The sequence below is a fragment of the Mycobacterium sp. KBS0706 genome (assembly GCF_005938675.2).
Taxonomy (GTDB): Bacteria; Pseudomonadota; Alphaproteobacteria; order DSM-16000; family Inquilinaceae; genus Inquilinus.
In genome coordinates, this window is the sequence record NZ_VCCH02000014.1 from 105,224 (window position 1) to 120,662 (window position 15,439).

At 69.6% G+C, this 15,439-nt stretch carries 13 protein-coding genes; 2 read left to right on the forward strand and 11 right to left on the reverse strand.

Going from position 1 to position 15,439, the window contains the following annotated elements:
* Position 1: 1 nt before the first annotated feature.
* On the forward strand, positions 2-895 hold the full coding sequence (gene mmsB, locus FFK22_RS10365) for a 3-hydroxyisobutyrate dehydrogenase (protein WP_138886406.1): 894 nt from the start codon (positions 2-4) through the stop codon (positions 893-895).
* A 55-nt stretch (positions 896-950) separates the two neighbouring features.
* Complete coding sequence (locus FFK22_RS10370) at positions 951-2,129, forward strand: esterase (RefSeq protein WP_138886407.1); 1,179 nt, start codon at positions 951-953, stop codon at positions 2,127-2,129.
* On the opposite strand, the gene FFK22_RS10375 is transcribed toward FFK22_RS10370, so the two are convergent.
* The 11 genes from FFK22_RS10375 to mprF form a co-directional block, all read right to left on the reverse strand.
* Positions 2,130-2,849, reverse strand: a complete 720-nt coding sequence (locus FFK22_RS10375) for an SDR family NAD(P)-dependent oxidoreductase (protein WP_138886408.1) — start codon at positions 2,847-2,849, stop codon at positions 2,130-2,132.
* 4 nt (positions 2,850-2,853) lie between these two features.
* Positions 2,854-4,320, reverse strand: a complete 1,467-nt coding sequence (purF, locus tag FFK22_RS10380) for an amidophosphoribosyltransferase (RefSeq protein ID WP_138886409.1) — start codon at positions 4,318-4,320, stop codon at positions 2,854-2,856.
* Positions 4,321-4,388: 68 nt separating this feature from the next.
* Positions 4,389-5,177 (reverse strand): CvpA family protein, encoded by a 789-nt coding sequence (locus tag FFK22_RS10385; RefSeq protein WP_138886410.1) that lies wholly within the window; start codon positions 5,175-5,177, stop codon positions 4,389-4,391.
* Positions 5,113-6,549 (reverse strand): DNA repair protein RadA, encoded by a 1,437-nt coding sequence (gene radA, locus FFK22_RS10390; RefSeq protein WP_138886411.1) that lies wholly within the window; start codon positions 6,547-6,549, stop codon positions 5,113-5,115. The genes FFK22_RS10385 and radA overlap by 65 nt, the downstream gene beginning before the upstream one ends.
* A 117-nt stretch (positions 6,550-6,666) precedes the next feature.
* Positions 6,667-6,915, reverse strand: a complete 249-nt coding sequence (locus tag FFK22_RS10395) for an antitoxin (protein ID WP_138886412.1) — start codon at positions 6,913-6,915, stop codon at positions 6,667-6,669.
* Between the two features lie 78 nt (positions 6,916-6,993).
* A complete protein-coding gene (locus tag FFK22_RS10400) occupies positions 6,994-7,770 on the reverse strand; it encodes an ABC transporter ATP-binding protein (protein WP_138886413.1) in 777 nt (258 codons plus the stop codon).
* Between the two features lie 5 nt (positions 7,771-7,775).
* On the reverse strand, positions 7,776-8,546 hold the full coding sequence (locus tag FFK22_RS10405; protein WP_138886414.1) for an ABC transporter permease: 771 nt from the start codon (positions 8,544-8,546) through the stop codon (positions 7,776-7,778).
* A complete protein-coding gene (gene alr, locus FFK22_RS10410; RefSeq protein ID WP_138886415.1) occupies positions 8,543-9,661 on the reverse strand; it encodes an alanine racemase in 1,119 nt (372 codons plus the stop codon). The genes FFK22_RS10405 and alr overlap by 4 nt, the downstream gene beginning before the upstream one ends.
* Complete coding sequence (locus FFK22_RS10415; RefSeq protein WP_138886416.1) at positions 9,651-11,138, reverse strand: replicative DNA helicase; 1,488 nt, start codon at positions 11,136-11,138, stop codon at positions 9,651-9,653. Before FFK22_RS10415 ends, alr begins: the two co-directional genes overlap by 11 nt.
* 117 nt (positions 11,139-11,255) lie before the next feature.
* Positions 11,256-12,695, reverse strand: a complete 1,440-nt coding sequence (locus tag FFK22_RS10420) for a virulence factor family protein (RefSeq protein ID WP_138886417.1) — start codon at positions 12,693-12,695, stop codon at positions 11,256-11,258.
* A complete protein-coding gene (mprF, locus tag FFK22_RS10425) occupies positions 12,692-15,325 on the reverse strand; it encodes a bifunctional lysylphosphatidylglycerol flippase/synthetase MprF (protein ID WP_138886418.1) in 2,634 nt (877 codons plus the stop codon). The genes FFK22_RS10420 and mprF overlap by 4 nt, the downstream gene beginning before the upstream one ends.
* Positions 15,326-15,439 lie beyond the last annotated feature (114 nt).

The following is a 15,439-nucleotide window of genomic DNA, read 5'->3' on the forward strand; positions in this document are numbered from 1 at the left end:
GATGTCGCTGCGAATCGCCTTTCTCGGGCTCGGCCATATGGGCCGGCCGATGGCGCTGAACCTGGTCAAGGCCGGGCACCGCGTGTCCGGCTTCGACCCGGTGGAGTCGGTGCGGGAAGCCGTGGCGAAGGAGGGGATCGCCGCCAAGCCCTCGATCGCTGCGGCGGTGGAGGAGGCGCAGGTGGTGGTCAGCATGCTGCCGACCGGCGGCCACGCCCGCGAAGCCTATCTCGGCGCCGACGGGGTCTGCGCCAACACGCCGGCGGGGGCGCTGCTGATCGACTGCTCGACCATCGATGTCGACAGCGCGCGGCTGATCGCGAAGGAGGCGGCGGCCCGCGGCTTCGCCATGGTCGACGCGCCGGTCTCGGGCGGCACCGGCGGTGCCGCGGCCGGCACCCTGACCTTCATGGTCGGCGGCCCGGACAAGGCCTTCCACCAGGCCGAGCCGGTGCTGCAGGCGATGGGCAAGGCGGTGATCCACACCGGCGGGCCGGGCACGGGCCAGGCGGCGAAGATCTGCAACAACATGGTGCTCGGCATCTCGATGATCGCGGTGTCGGAGGCCTTTGCCCTGGCCGACAAGCTGGGGCTGGAGCGGCAGAAGCTGTTCGACGTGTCGTCGAAGAGCTCCGGCCAATGCTGGTCGCTGACCACCTACTGCCCGGTGCCGGGGCCGGTGCCGACCTCGCCGGCCAACCGCGACTACAAGCCCGGCTTCACCGCGGCGATGATGCTGAAGGACCTGCGCCTGTCGCAGGCCGCAGCCCAGGCCGCCGGCGCCGCCACGCCCCTCGGCGCCGCCGCCGCCTCGCTGTACACCCTGTTCGTCAACGAGGGCGCTGCGGACACCGATTTCTCCGGCATCTTCAAGCTGATCTCCGGCGAGAAATAGGCGGCTTCTCCCGTTTGTCGGGCATAATTCCTGCCCAAGACTCGGGAGGGACCTCATGCGCAAGTTCGCCGCGTCGATCGCGGTTCTTCTGTCGTTTTATGGAGCGCCGTCGATGGCCGCCGATCCCGGCATTCCCGCTTTGCCGCCGGCCGATCAGCCGCTGCGCGACTTCGTCACCCGGGTCGAGGCGGATCGCCGCATCACCTTCCGGCTGTTCGCGCCGGAGGCGAATGCGGTCTCGGTCGTGTTCGGCTCGATGGACCCGGCCAAGGTCAAGGCGACGGCGATGACCAGGGACGAGCGCGGCGTCTGGAGCGTCGCGATCGGCCCGGTCGCGCCCGACCTGTACGAGTACTATTTCAACGTCGATGGCTTCCGAGCCACCGACACCGGCAGCAACGCTCCGAAGCCGCAGCGCCAGGTCAACAGCAGCCTGATCCTGGTGCCGGGCAGCATCGTCGACATCAAGCCGGTGCCGCATGGCGACCTGCGGGTCGTGACCCTGACCAGCCAGGCGCTGGGCTCCGAACGGCAGATGCTGGTGTGGACGCCGCCGGGCTATGGCGACGGCTCGGCGCCGCTGCCGGTGCTGTATCTCTATCACGGCTTCGGCGACACGGTGTGGTCCTGGGTCACCCAGGGCCGGGCGCCGCAGATCCTCGACAATCTGCTGGCCGACAAGAAGATCGTGCCGATGATCGTGGTCATTCCGGACACCGAGACCGACATTGCCGCGGCGGTGCCGGAGGATTTTCCGGGCGCGACCCGGCGCCAGACCTTCTACCCGGCGAACGCCGCGGCGGCCGACCAGGAGCTGATCGGCGACATCATCCCCTATATGGAGGCGCATTACCGGGTGCGCACCGATGCGGCGGGGCGCGCGCTGGCCGGCCTGTCCCAGGGCGGCTACCAGGCGCTGGTCTCCGGCCTCGGCCATCTTGGCACCTTCGCCTGGCTGGCGACCTTGAGCGGCGTGTCGCAGACCACGGTGCCGGATGCCGGCATCGCCAAGGCGCTGGCCGACCCGGCCAAGGTCAATGCCAGCCTGCGCGGCTTTTCCGTGACGGTCGGCAGCGACGACACCGTCACCGGCAAGGACATCGCCGGGCTGCGCAAGGACCTCGACGCCGCCGGAATCCGCTACGACTACAAGGAATATCCTGGCCTCTATCACGAGATGGCGGCGTGGCGCCCCTCGCTGGCGGATTTCCTGCAGAAGATTTTCAGGGACTGATCAGTCCCAGTCCGCGACCTTGCCGGGGGCGAGGCCGTCCCCGGCCAGCAAGCGGGCGGCCAGCCGGGCGGCGGCGGCGTCCGGCGTCGGCTGGGCGCCGGGGGCCTCGCCCGGAAAGCCCTGCTCGCGCAGGCGGGTGGCCATCGGGCCGGGATGGAACAGCGCCACCCGCAGCTCCGTCTTCGCCGTCTCCGCCGCGTACAGCCCGGCCAAGGTGTCCAGCCCGGCCTTGGCCACGGCGTAAGCGCTCCAATAGGCGATGCCGCTGCGGGCGATGCGATCGGTGACGAAGACCGCGCGCGGCGCCGCGGCGGCACGCAGCAACGGGTCGACCGAGCGGATCAGCCGGTAATTGGCGTTGAGGTTGAGGTCGAGCACCTGGCCCCAGACCTTCTGGTCGCTGTAGGCGACCGGCCCGAGATGGCCGAGCATCGCGGCATTGGCGACCAGCAGGTCGAGCTTGCCGAAGCGTTGCGCCAGCGAACCGCCGAGCAGGTCGATCTGCTCGAACTTGAACAGGTCCATCGGCACCAGCGTGGCGCTGCCGCCGACAGCCTTGATGGCGTCGTCGGTCTGCTCCAGCCCGCCGACGGTGCGGGCGGCGCAGACGACATGGGCGCCGGCGGCGGCCAGCCGGACCGCGACCGCGGCGCCGAGGCCGCGCGACGCACCGGTGACGAGCGCGATCCGGCCCTCCAGGGGCCTCGTGGTTTCGGCCATCGGGTCAGACGCGCTCGGAGAGGGCGGAGCTGCGGCGCGGCGCCGCCGTGTGGTCGGTCAGCGGCGTCGGATAGTCGCCGGTGAAGCAGGCGTCGCAGAACTGGCGGGCGTTGCCGGCCCGCTTCGGCGCGCCCATCGCCCGGTACAGACCGTCGATCGAAATGAAGGCCAGGCTGTCGACGCCGATCAGCTCGGCCATCTGCTGCACCGAGTAGTTGCTCGCCAGCAGCTTCGACTTCTCCGGCGTGTCGACGCCGTAGAAGCAGGGGTTGGTGGTCGGCGGGCTGGAGATCCGCATATGGACCTCCCTGGCGCCTGCCGCGCGCACCATCTTCACGATCTTCTGGCTGGTGGTGCCGCGCACGATCGAATCGTCGACCAGCACCACCCGGCGACCCTCGATCATCGCCCGGTTGGCGTTGTGCTTCAGGCGCACGCCGAGATGGCGGATCTGGTCGGTCGGCTCGATGAAGGTGCGGCCGACATAGTGGTTGCGGATGATGCCGAGCTCGAAGGGCACACCGCTCTGCGCGGCGAAGCCGATGGCCGACGGCACGCCCGAATCCGGCACCGGGATGATCACATCGGCCTCGACCGGCGATTCGACCGCCAGCTCGGCGCCGATCCGCCGCCGCGCCTCGTAGACCGAGGAGCCCTCGACCACGCTGTCGGGGCGGGCGAAGTAGATGTACTCGAAAATGCAGAAGCGCCGCTCGGCCGGCTGGAACGGCTTGATGCTGGTGACGCCCTCGGCGGTCAGCACCACCATCTCGCCCGGCTCGACGTCGCGCACGAATTCGGCATCGATGATGTCCAGCGCACAGGTCTCCGACGCCAGCACGTGGCTGGTGCCGGACGCGGTCTCCAGCTTGCCCAGCACCATCGGCCGGAAGCCCATCGGGTCGCGGATGCCGATGACGTGCTCGGACGACAGGGCGATCAGCGAATAGGCACCCTCGACCTGGCGCATCGCCTCGACCAGCCGGTCGATCACGTTGCCGCCGCGGGCGGTCGCCATCAGGTGCAGGAACACCTCGGTGTCCGAGGTCGACTGGAACAGGCAGCCGCGGCTGACCAGCTGGTGCCGCAGCCGCCCGGCATTGGTCAGGTTGCCGTTGTGCGAGATGGCGAAGCCGCCGAACTCGAAATCCGCGAACAGCGGCTGGACGTTGCGCAGCCCCGCGCCGCCGGTGGTGGCGTAGCGGTCATGGCCGATCGCGGCATTGCCCTTGAGCTGGCCGACGACCGCTTGCGACGAGAAGGCGTCGCCGACCAGGCCATTGGCCCGATGGACGTAGAACTGCTCGCCGTCATGGGAGACGATGCCGCAGGCCTCCTGGCCGCGGTGCTGCAGCGCGTGCAGCCCCAGCGCGGTCATCGCGGCGGCCTCGGGGTGCCCCATGATGCCGAAGATGCCGCACTCCTCACGGAGCGTGTCGCCGGTGAGATCGAAGGGATCAGTCGTCAGCATGTCGCCGCGAGGGCTCCTGGTCCTGGGCACCATCGGCGCCATTCGGAACGTCTGGCAGCTATATAATGTCAACCGCCACCGGTTGCACCCGCGTTCGACGGGGGGGCCGGATGCGTCTGCGTCGGGTGTGTCGGCGTGATGCCGGGGGCAGGCGGAGCGGAGGCCGGCGGCTGGGCGGGCTGCGGCTGGGCCGGAGTGTTCGCTGGGGCGGGGGGCTGGTTCTGGTTGAGCAGGCTGCCGATCGGGTCGGTAATCTCCTTCGGCGTCAGGGCCGGGGCCTCCTGCTTGGCCTTGTCGATGGCGCCGGCCAGCGCCTCCTGCGGTACCAGGGTCTTCAGGTATTCGGCGCCGGCCTGCACCCAGGGCAGCATCCGGGCGTTCTCCAGCCAGGGCGGCCGCCGGGTCTCGGGGAACACCCAGGTCAGCAGCAGATAGGCGAGGCAGACCAGAACGGCGCCGCGCACCACGCCGAAGGCGAAGCCGAGCGAGCGGTCGACCGCGCTGAGCGCGGAGCCCTTCACCACCCGGGCGATCAGGTGGCTGATGGTGGAGAAGATCACCAGCGCCACGACGAAGATGCCGACCCCGGTCAGGATGTCGGCCAGGAGCTGCATCTCGATGTACTGGCGCAGATAGGGCCGGGCGTCGTTGAAGGTCCACAGCGTCACCAGCGCGGCGCCGAGCCAGCCGGCGATCGACAGCACCTCGGCCACGAAGCCGCGCGCCAGCGCCAGGAAGGCGGAGATGGCGAGGATGATCAGGATCGCGATGTCGCCGGCGGCGATGGGAAGGCTATCCAGAATCGGTCTCCTCGAAGCTCCTGCGGCGGCCTGCCGAAGCGCCGCGCCCGTCGACATGGAACAGGGCCACCAGCTCCTCCAGCCGGGCGATGCTGCGCCGTTCGATCGGCAATGCGTCGCGGCTGGCGGCGCGGCCCCGCTTCGGGTGTCCTTGTGGCACGATCGCGGCGGCGAATCCAAGCTTCGCGGCTTCCTTCAGCCTTGCATCGCCCTGGCCCACCGCGCGGATCTCGCCGGACAGGCCGATCTCGCCGAACACCACGGTGTCGCGCGGCACCGGCACGCCGGTGAGGGAGGAGATGAGGGCGGCCGCCACCGCCAGGTCCGCCGCCGGCTCGGCGATGCGCAGGCCGCCGGCGACGTTGAGATAGACGTCGTTCATGCCGATGGCGACGCCGCAGCGCGCCTCCAGCACCGCCAGCACCATGGCGAGGCGGGCGCTGTCCCAGCCGACCACGGCGCGGCGCGGGGTGCCGAGCGGCGAGGGCGCGACCAGGGCCTGGATCTCGACCAGCACCGGCCGGGTGCCCTCCAGCCCGGCGAAGACGGCGGCGCCGGAGACGTCGCCGCTGCGGTCGGCCAGGAACAACTCGGACGGGTTGCTGACCTCGGCCAGGCCGCCATCGGTCATCTCGAACACGCCGATCTCGTCGGTGGCGCCGAAGCGGTTCTTCACCGCGCGCAGGATGCGGAACTGGTGGCCGCGCTCGCCCTCGAAATAGAGCACGGTGTCGACCATGTGCTCGAGCACGCGCGGGCCGGCAATGGCGCCGTCCTTGGTGACATGGCCGACGATCAGAAGGGCGGTGCCGCGGCGCTTGGCGTGGCGGATCAGCTCGGCCGCCGAGGCGCGGACCTGGGCCACGGTGCCCGGCGCGCTCTCCAGCGCCTCCAGGAACATGGTCTGGATCGAATCGATCACCACCACCTTCGGCCCGTCCGGCCGGTCCATGGCGGCGATGATGTCGCGGACATTGGACGAGGCGGCGAGGCGGACGGGCGCGTCGGCCAGGCCCAGGCGGCGGGCCCGCATCCGGATCTGGTCGACCGCCTCCTCGCCCGAGACATAGGCGCATTCGATGGTGCCGGCGAGGCGGCACAGCACCTGCAGCAGCAGGGTCGACTTGCCGATGCCGGGGTCGCCGCCGATCAGGATGGCCGAGCCGGCGACGATGCCGCCGCCGCAGACCCGGTCGAACTCGTCATTGCCGCTGCGCCAGCGCGGCTCCTCGATCGTGGCCGCGGCCAGGTCGGTGAAGGCGATGGCCCGGCCGCCACCGGCCTTGGCGCCCCCGAACGCCTTCGGCGCGGCCTCGACCACCTCCTCGACAAGGGTGTTCCACTCGCCGCAGGAGTCGCAGCGGCCAGCCCACCGCGAATAGCTGGCGCCGCAATTCTGGCAGATGTAGCGGGTCGCGTTCTTCGCCACAGATGGGGCCTATCGGAGGAACCGAACGGAAAGGCGTTGCACTCTCATCCTGTCATGCCGAGTTGGACGGAGCATCTACGCATCGGCGTCCGGGCAAACTCGCTGATGGGCAGAGCATCACACAAGGTCAAATTGGTTAATCGGCATGGCGGGCTGCTCCCGGCCTTCCGGCATGAAAGGCGTCTCGACGAAGCGATCGAGGTTGGCGAACCAGACCGTGATATCCGTTTCGATCGGTTCCAGAAGCACCCCATTGCCGACGCGGGTCACGCGGACGGCTTCGCCGGGCAGGCGAAATTCCTTGGGCAAACGCACGGCTTGACTGCGCCCGTGCCGGAACAATCGGGCGATTCCGGTTTTCGACATGGGGCGTCTCCAATTGATATCTACCACCAGTAGATACTATCCAGCTCGGAGAGCCGCAAAGGCCACACTCAGGCAGCGTCAGGAAACCCGGACCTGCATCTGGATCGGCCCGTCCGCCCGGCCGTGCACGAACTGGTCGACATAGGCGTTGCCGGAATCGTTCACCTGCGCCGCCGGCCCGGCCCAGATGATCCGGCCTTCATAGATCATGGCGATGCGGTCGGCGATCTTGCGGGCGCTGGCCATGTCGTGGGTGATCGACAGGGTGGTGGCGCCCAGATCGCGGCGGCATTTCACGATCAGGTCGTTGATCACGTCGGCCATGATCGGGTCCAGGCCGGTGGTCGGCTCGTCGAAGAAGATGATCTCCGGCTCGGCCGCGATGGCGCGGGCCAGGCCGACGCGCTTCTGCATGCCGCCGGACAGCTCGGCCGGGAAGAGGGCGGCGACATCGGGCCCGAGGCCGACCTGGGCCAGCTTGTCGACCGCGATCTCCTGCGCCCGCTTGCGGGATTCGCCGCGACCCTGGATCAGGCCGAAGGCCACGTTCTCCCAGACGGTCAGGCTGTCGAACAGGGCGGCGCCCTGGAACAGCATGCCGAAGCGCTTCATCAGGTCAACCCGGTCGCCGCCCGACAGCCGGGTGGTTTCGGCGCCATCGATCAGGATGTGGCCGCGGTCCGGGCGGATCAGGCCCAGGATCGACTTCAGCAGCACCGACTTGCCGGTGCCGGAGCCGCCGATCACGACCAGGGATTCGCCGGCCGCGATCTCCAGGTCGATGCCGCGCAGCACCTGCTTCGGGCCGAACGCCTTGTGCACGCCCTCCAGCTTGATCTTGGGGGTGGTCGCCATCGCCGTCACCCCACGTACAGGCCGGTGATCATGAAGTCGAACAGCAGGATCAGGATCGAGGAGGAAACCACAGCATTGGTGGTCGCCGCGCCGACGCCCTGGGCCCCGCCGCGCGAGTTGTAGCCGTGGTAGCAGCCCATCAGCGCGACGACGAAGCCGAAGGCCGCGGCCTTCATCAGGCTCAGCACGATGTCCTCGACCTCCAGCGCCTGCCAGGTCGCCGTCATATAGGCCGAGGGGTTGTCGCCCAGCCGGTAGACGCTGATCAGGAAGCCGCCGAACACGCCGATGATGTTGGCCACGATCACCAGGCATGGCAGCATCAGCAGGCCGGCGATCAGCCGCGGCGCCACCAGGTATTTGTACGGGTTGGTCGACAGCGTGCTCAGCGCGTCGATCTGCTCGGTCACCCGCATGGTGCCGATCTCGGCGGCCATCGAGGCGCCGATGCGGCCGGCGACCATCAGCCCGGCCAGCACCGGCCCGAGCTCGCGCACCACCGACAGCAGGACGACGCTGGCGCCGAAGCCGCCGGCGCCGAAGCGGGCGAAGCCCGCCTGGGTCTGCAGCGCCAGCACCATGCCGGTGAACAGCGCCGTCAGCCCGACCACCGGCAGCGAGTAATAGCCGATGTCGATGATCTGGCGCAGGAACAGCCGCGGGTAGAAGGGCGGCTTCAGGCACTGCGCCAGCGCGGTCAGGGTGAACAAAGCGAGGCGGCCGACCGCGGCGAGGAAAGCCAGGAAGGTGCGGCCGATCGTGGCGAGGAAGTTCATTCGGCGCCGCCGAGATAGCGCCGGGCGTAACGCCGGCCGAGGCTGGTCAGGATCTCGTAGCCGATGGTGCCGGCGCTCTCGCCCAGCCTGTCGGGCGTCAGCTCCGGGCCGATGATCTCGGCCAGGGCGCCGGGCGCGGCCAGCGGTTCGGGAATGTGGGTCACGTCCACCGTGATCAGATCCATCGAGATGCGGCCGGTGATCGGCGCGGTGAAGCCTGCGATGCGCACGGCGCCGCGACCACTGGCGGACCGCGGGACCCCGTCGGCATAGCCCACGGCGATCGTCGCGAGCCTGGCCGGACCCTCCACGCGGTGGGCGGCACCGTATCCAACGGTCATGGGGGTGTCAACGCGACGGATCTGCAGGATTCGGGCCTGGAGCCGCACCACCTCCGCCATCGGATTCGGCCGGCCCGGCGTCGGGTTGATGCCATAGAGGGCGGCGCCTGGGCGGGTGAGGTCGCCGTGGAAACCACGGCCGAGGAAGATGCCGGAGGAATTGGCGATGCTGACCGGCGCCTCGGGCAGCGTCGCCATCGCCCGGCGGAACCGGTCGAGCTGCGCCCGGTTCATCGGGTTCCCGGCCTCCTCGGCGCAGGCCAGGTGGGTCATCCAGGTGATCGGCGCAATGCCGCCGAGACTGCCCGGGTCGGCGGCCAGCCGCTCCTGGTCCTCGGGCGCGAGGCCGAGCCGGTTCATGCCGCTGTCGAGATGGACGAAGCCGGGCAGGGCGGTGCCGAGCGCCCGGGCATGTCCGGCCCAGGCGGCGATCTGCCCGGGATCGTTCAGGGCCGGGATCAGGCGATGGGCGGTGTAGTCGGCGGCGAGGCCCGGCAGCAGGCCGTTAAGGACGACGATGCGAGGTTCGTCGAGCACGCCGCGCAGCGCGATCCCTTCGTCCAGATGGGCGACGAAGAAGCTGCGGGCGCCGGCGGCGAACAGGCCGCGGCCGACCGGCGCGGCGCCGAGGCCGTAGGCGTCGGCCTTCAGCACGGCGCCGCATTCCGCCGGGCCGCCCCGCGCGCGGAGCCGGCGCCAGTTTTCGGCGATGGCGTCGAGGTCGATGGTCAGCAGGGCGCCGGCCCGGCCGAGCGCCGCCGCCTCACTGGTCATCGAAGCTGGGATCGACCTGGAGGTTGGAGAACTTGGTGTACTGGCCCTCGAAATGCAGCCGCCGCGTGCCGGTCGGGCCGTGGCGCTGCTTGGCGACGATGACCTCGGCCACGTTGTGGACCCGGTCCATCGCCGCCATCCAGTCCTGATGCTCCGGCGTGCCCTCCGGCGGCTCGCCCTTCGACAGGTAGTACGCTTCGCGATAGACGAACATGACCACGTCGGCATCCTGCTCGATCGAGCCGGATTCGCGCAGGTCGGAGAGTTGCGGCCGCTTGTCCTCGCGGTTCTCGACCTGGCGCGACAGCTGGGACAGGGCGATCACCGGGATGCTCAGATCCTTGGCCAGGATCTTCAGGCCGCGGGTGATCTCCGAGATTTCCTGCACCCGGTTGTCGGTTTTCTTCGATCCGCCGGCGCTCATCAGCTGGATGTAGTCGACCACCAGCATGCCGAGATTATGCTGCCGTTTCAGTCGCAAGGCGCGCGTTCTTAACGTGCTGATGGAAACGCCGGCGGTGTCGTCGACGAAGAAGGGTGTCTGCCGGATCAGGTTCGCGGCCTCGACCACGCGCGGGAAGTCGGCCCGCTTCATGTCGCCCTTGCGGATCTTCTCCGACGCGATCTCGGCGACCTCGGACAGGATACGGACGGCGAGCTGGTCGGACGACATTTCCATCGAAAAGAAGCCGACCACGGCGCCTTCCTTGCCGTTCTTGCGCAGATAGGCGGTGGCGGCGTTGAAGGCCATGTTGGTGGCCAGCGCGGTCTTGCCCATGCCCGGCCGCCCGGCCAGAACGATCAGGTCCGACGGCTGCAGGCCGCCCATCATCTTGTCGATCTCGGCCAGGCCCGTGGTCACGCCGGTCAGCGGCGTGTCGCGCTCCAGCGCCTTGCCGGCGGCCTCGACCGCGCGGGCCAGGATGTCGCCGAAGGGCTCGAAATCCTTGCGCAGCACGCCCGCGCTGGACAGGCGGTAGAGCTTCTCCTCGCCCTCCTGGATCTGGGCCGGGCCGTCCAGCTCGTTGTCGAGCTTGTAGGCGTCATTGACCACCTCCTCGCCGATGGTGATCAACTGCCGCCGCAGCGACAGGTCGTAGATGGTCTGGGCATAGTCCTCGGCGTTCATCACCGAGACCACGCTGGCCGCCAGGTCGGTCAGGTACTGGGCGCCGCCGACGCCCTCGAGCTCGTTGTCGGTCTCGAAATACTGCTTCAGGCTGATCGGATCGGCGATCCGGTTCTGCTCCGCGAGTCGCAGTGCCGCGGCATAGATCCGGCCATGGGCCGGCACATAGAAATGCTCCGGCCGCAGGAAGTCCGACGCCTTCTCCAGCGCGGTGTTGTTGGCCAGGATGGCGCCCAGCAGCGCCTGTTCGGCCTCCTCGTTCGCCGGCATCCGCCGGTAGGTCGGGCTCGCCATCTGGTCGGCGCTGTGAACGAGGGTGAGGGGGGATTCGGGACGGAACTTCTCCATCGGCCCACCCTACCGCAGCCCGGTGGGAAACCGCCACAAATCGACGGTCCCGGACCCCTGTGGATAGCGGGACCGAATGTGGACGGTTCTGTGGACAACCGGAATCTGGATGTCAAATCAGGGAGTTGCCGGCTTGGTGGTCGCAGCCGAAAGGCCCGCCTGCTGCCGCTTCGCGGCACCGCCCATGATGATGCGCGCGAGGCTGTCGTAGTCGCCGTCGAAATGATGCCCGCCGGTGGTCTTGATCACCTCGGTGCCGGCCATGGCGGGGGTCGGGCAGACGGTGTCGTCCTCCTCCTCGCCGTAGAAGCACTGGATCCGGGCCGGATCGATCGTTTTCAGCTCCGGCGCAACTGGGGGCGCGTCGTCATCGGCGCTGACGCCGAGCCAGCCGGTGACCCGGATCTCGAAATCGGTCCGCTCGGCGAGTCCCAGCAGGCTGATCTGGTCGACCTTCGCCTTCTCCGCCGCCGGCAGCCGGTTATAGGCGAAGGGCAGGACATTGGCGCCGAAGGAATAGCCTATCAGGACCACCCGCTGGGCGCCCCAGGCCTTGCCGTAATGGTCGATGATATGGGTCAGATCCTTGGCCGTCTGCTCCGGCGTCTGCTGGCTCCAGAAGTAGCGCAGGCTGTCGACGCCGACGACGGAAACCCCTTTGCTCTGAAGGGCTTCGCCGATGCTCTTGTCGAGATCCTGCCAGCCGCCGTCGCCGGAATAGATGATGGCCAGGGTGGGCGAGGGGCCGGCGGCCTGCAACTCCTCCAGTGGCAGGCTGCTGACGGCGGAGGCGTCCGCATCCGCCGGCGCGTCCTGGTGCAGCATCGCCACGACCTGGTCGGCCAGAGGCGCATCCTGCGGCAGCGTCATCACCTCGCCGCCGGACGCCGTGGCGAGATCGTTCGTGGCTGCGTCGGGCTGCTGCAGGCCGATCCGCCACCAGCCCGGGATGTGCGGCTGCGGCCCATAGGTGAAGCCGCCGCCCTGGGCCGGCGTCGCCACCGGCGTGTCGGCCGGACCCGAGCACAGCGGCAGCTTGGTCTTGAGCGGCGGCAGCGGACCGATGCTGGCGGCGCCTGCGATCGTGGTCCTGGCCGCCGCCTGGGCCACCGCGCCATAGGCGACGGTCGCGCCCTGGCCCCGACCGACCACGATCGGGGCATGGTAGGCGGCGAATTTGAACTCGCGCTCGAGCCGCTGGCTCAGATCCTCGAAATCGCCGGCCGGGGAGTGGCAGTCCTCATCGTCGCTGTGCTCCAGCCCGTCGAGATAGCTCTTCAGGTCGACGCCGACGACGAAGGCGCCGGTGCCCTGGAGCCGCTGCGCCGCCGCGTCGAACTCGGCGGTCCAGCCGGTGTCGTCCGACAGCAGGAAGACCATGGAGCCCGGCTGGCCGTCCGGCTGCCACAGGCGGACGGAGCCGAGGGTGCCGCCGTCATAGCTGCGCGGCGGCGCGGCCGAGGCGCGCTGGTCGGGGACCAGCCAGGCCGCAGCGGCCAGGGCGACCCCGGCCGTCACTGCCAGCCCTGCGGCGGCCAGCCAGGAGGTCCGTTTCATCGTGCCACCAGCCCTTTGATCCCGCCGCCGATCAGCGCCGCGATGTCCGAGATGGCCAGGGCCGGGGCCAGGCCGCTCGGCGTCGCCAGGTAGCGCGGCTCCCACACCGGGTCGTATTTCTGCTTGAAGGTTCGCAGCCCTTCGAAATTGTAGAAGCGCGCGCCGCTGCGGTAGACGAAGCGGCCGATGCGATGCCACAGCGGTGCCAGCGGGTGGCTTTCCAGGCCCGACAGCGGCGCCATGCCGAGGCTCAGCGTCTCGTAGCCCTGTTCCTTGAAATGCACGATCAGCTTGGTGATCAGGTACTCCATCACCAGCTTGGAATTCGCCTCGGTGTGGCGCATCAGGTCGATGGCGACCTCGCTCTTCTCTTCCGTCACCATCAGCGTGGCGAAGGCCACCAGCCGGCCGTTCTCGCGCACCAGGGCCGTCGGCGAGCCATGGACGTAGTCGGGGATGAAGGCGCCGAGCGAGAACCGTTTCTCCTTGGCCGCCTGCTTATGCAGCCAATCGTCGGACACGGCGCCGAGCTCGCTGATCACGCCCGTGCCGGCGCCGGCCGGCACCATCTCGAAGCTCAACCCGTCCTTCTCGCCGCGCGACAGGGCGTAGCGCAGCGCCTTCTTGCGGCTGCCGCCCTCCAGGGTGAAGGCGCGCAGCGGCACCCGCGCCTCCTCGCCCAGCTTCGACAGGGTCATGCCGGTGTCGAGATACAGCGGCAGGGTCTCGGCGCGGACGCCGTAATGGGCCGGGCGGCCGCTGGTGGCCTCGGTCATCTCGCGGAAGCGCCAGATCAGCTCCGGCCAGTCCTCGCGCGCGCCGACCGGGTCGCCCAGCGCGGCCCAGGTGCGGCCCTGGATGGCATACATCAGGAAGGCGCGGCCGCTGTCCGAGAACAGGATCGCCTTGTCGCCCATGCGCACCAGGTTGGCCTCGGCGCGGGGCTGCTGCCGCAGGATCTGCTCGGCCTGGTGGAGCTCGGCGGCGGTCGGCGCCGTCATCCGGCCGCGATGGGCCCGGACCAGGTGCCACAGGCCGTACAGCGTGGCCAGCAGGCTGACCGCCACCATGGCGCGCAGGGCGCGCGACGCTTCCTCATGGACCTCGAAGGTCCACCACAGGTCGTTGGCGTAGGCGACGTGGCGGAAGGAGAAGAAGGTCAGCCAGGCCATGCCGCCGACGACGCTGCCGAGCGCGACCAGCCAGCCCGGGGTCATCGGCTGGTCGAACAGGGCGGAGCGGCGCCAGAATTCCTCGCGGCAGGGCAGCATGATGACGAGGCACAGCAGCAGCAGCAGCGCCTCGCGCCAGGCGAAGCCCTTGCCCAGCGCCAGCACGGCGCTGACGCCGAGCAGCAGCAGGGTCAGCCAGTAGGCGGCGATCAGCCGCCGGAACAGGCCCCAGGCGACGACCAGCAGCGCCAGCCCGGTGACCGCCGCAAGGATGTGCGACAGCTCGACCACCGCGACCGGCAGGGTCTCCAGGATCTCGAAGCGGCTCTTCAGCGTCGGCGTGGCCGCCGAAACCAGCAGCAGCGTGCCGACGACGAAGATCAACGCCGCCATCACCGACGGCATCAGCCGGCCGGCGACATCCAGGGTCAGCCGCGTCGGGGCGTGGCTCTGCAGCCGGCGCAGGCCGCGCGCGGTCTCGGCGCTGGCGAGGATGCTGACGGCGAGGATCACCGGGATCAGGAAGTAGACCGCGCGGTAGATGACCAGCGCCGCGGCGATGGCCTGCGGCGGCAGCACCGTGCCGAGGCCGAGCAGCATGACCGATTCGAACACGCCGACGCCGCCCGGCACATGGCTGATGATGCCGGCCACGGTGGCGACGACGAAAACGACGAAGAAGGCGCTGAACGGCACGCTGCCATGCGGCAGCAGGACCCAGAAGGCGAAGCCGGCGAACAGCAGCTCGACCGTCGAGATCACCAGCTGGCCGGCGGCGATGCCGAAACTCGGCAACGGCATCCGGCCCAGCAGCGTCTGGCCGGGCCGGCGCAGGGCGCAGAGCAGCAGGAACAGCGCGGCGCCGGCCAGAATCACGGCGGCGCCGGCAGTGGTCCAGGCGCTGTGGACGCCGAGGGCGCGGGTCAGCAGATGCGGCTGCAGCAGCACCCCGGCGGCGCCGACCGTGACGATGCCGAAGCCGAAGGCGAGGGCGCAGAAACCGGCGATCCTGGCGATGTCGCCGAACTCCAGCCCGGTCGCGGTGTAGACGCGGTAGCGTACCGAGCTGGCGGTGACCAGGCCGCCGATGGTGTTGCCGACGGCATAGCCGCAGAAGCTGGCCAGGGCCATGGTCCGCAGCGGCACGCGGGCGCCGACATAGCGCAGCGCCGACCAGTCGTACCCCATCAGGGCGATGAAGCTGCCGATCGTACCCATCAGCGCCAGCCCGACCGAGGTCCAGGGCAGGGCGCGAATCCGGCCGATCAGGTCGTGCCAGCTCATCGCCGCCAGCTCCTGCCGGATCGCATAGGCGGCGCCGGCGAACAGCAGCAGGGTGACGATCGTCAGCAGGGCCGGCTTCAGGCGCTGGTGCATGGGTCGAAGGGTCAGGCCGCCGGTGACGGCGGCCGCGTCGGCAGTCGGAACGGAAACCGCCTGCGGCTGTGCCGTGGACATGGACGGGAACTCGATGGGACCGGATGGTGCGGACGCTAATCCCGGCCGCCCCGCGGATCACGTTAAGAGTTTGCAACCTGTTGTTCAGGTTGCGTCGCGGCCGGGCGGGCCTAG

Bases quoted from the DNA above. Each gene is read 5' to 3' on its own strand.
- mmsB (WP_138886406.1), top strand. From the start codon at position 2: ATGTCGCTGCGAATCGCCTTTCTCGGGCTCGGCCATATGGGCCGGCCG.
- FFK22_RS10370 (WP_138886407.1), top strand. From the start codon at position 951: ATGCGCAAGTTCGCCGCGTCGATCGCGGTTCTTCTGTCGTTTTATGGA.
- FFK22_RS10375 (WP_138886408.1), bottom strand. From the start codon at position 2,849: ATGGCCGAAACCACGAGGCCCCTGGAGGGCCGGATCGCGCTCGTCACC.
- purF (WP_138886409.1), bottom strand. From the start codon at position 4,320: ATGCTGACGACTGATCCCTTCGATCTCACCGGCGACACGCTCCGTGAG.
- FFK22_RS10385 (WP_138886410.1), bottom strand. From the start codon at position 5,177: ATGTCGACGGGCGCGGCGCTTCGGCAGGCCGCCGCAGGAGCTTCGAGG.
- FFK22_RS10395 (WP_138886412.1), bottom strand. From the start codon at position 6,915: ATGTCGAAAACCGGAATCGCCCGATTGTTCCGGCACGGGCGCAGTCAA.
- FFK22_RS10400 (WP_138886413.1), bottom strand. From the start codon at position 7,770: ATGGCGACCACCCCCAAGATCAAGCTGGAGGGCGTGCACAAGGCGTTC.
- FFK22_RS10405 (WP_138886414.1), bottom strand. From the start codon at position 8,546: ATGAACTTCCTCGCCACGATCGGCCGCACCTTCCTGGCTTTCCTCGCC.
- alr (WP_138886415.1), bottom strand. From the start codon at position 9,661: ATGACCAGTGAGGCGGCGGCGCTCGGCCGGGCCGGCGCCCTGCTGACC.
- FFK22_RS10415 (WP_138886416.1), bottom strand. From the start codon at position 11,138: ATGGAGAAGTTCCGTCCCGAATCCCCCCTCACCCTCGTTCACAGCGCC.
- FFK22_RS10420 (WP_138886417.1), bottom strand. From the start codon at position 12,695: ATGAAACGGACCTCCTGGCTGGCCGCCGCAGGGCTGGCAGTGACGGCC.
- mprF (WP_138886418.1), bottom strand. From the start codon at position 15,325: ATGTCCACGGCACAGCCGCAGGCGGTTTCCGTTCCGACTGCCGACGCG.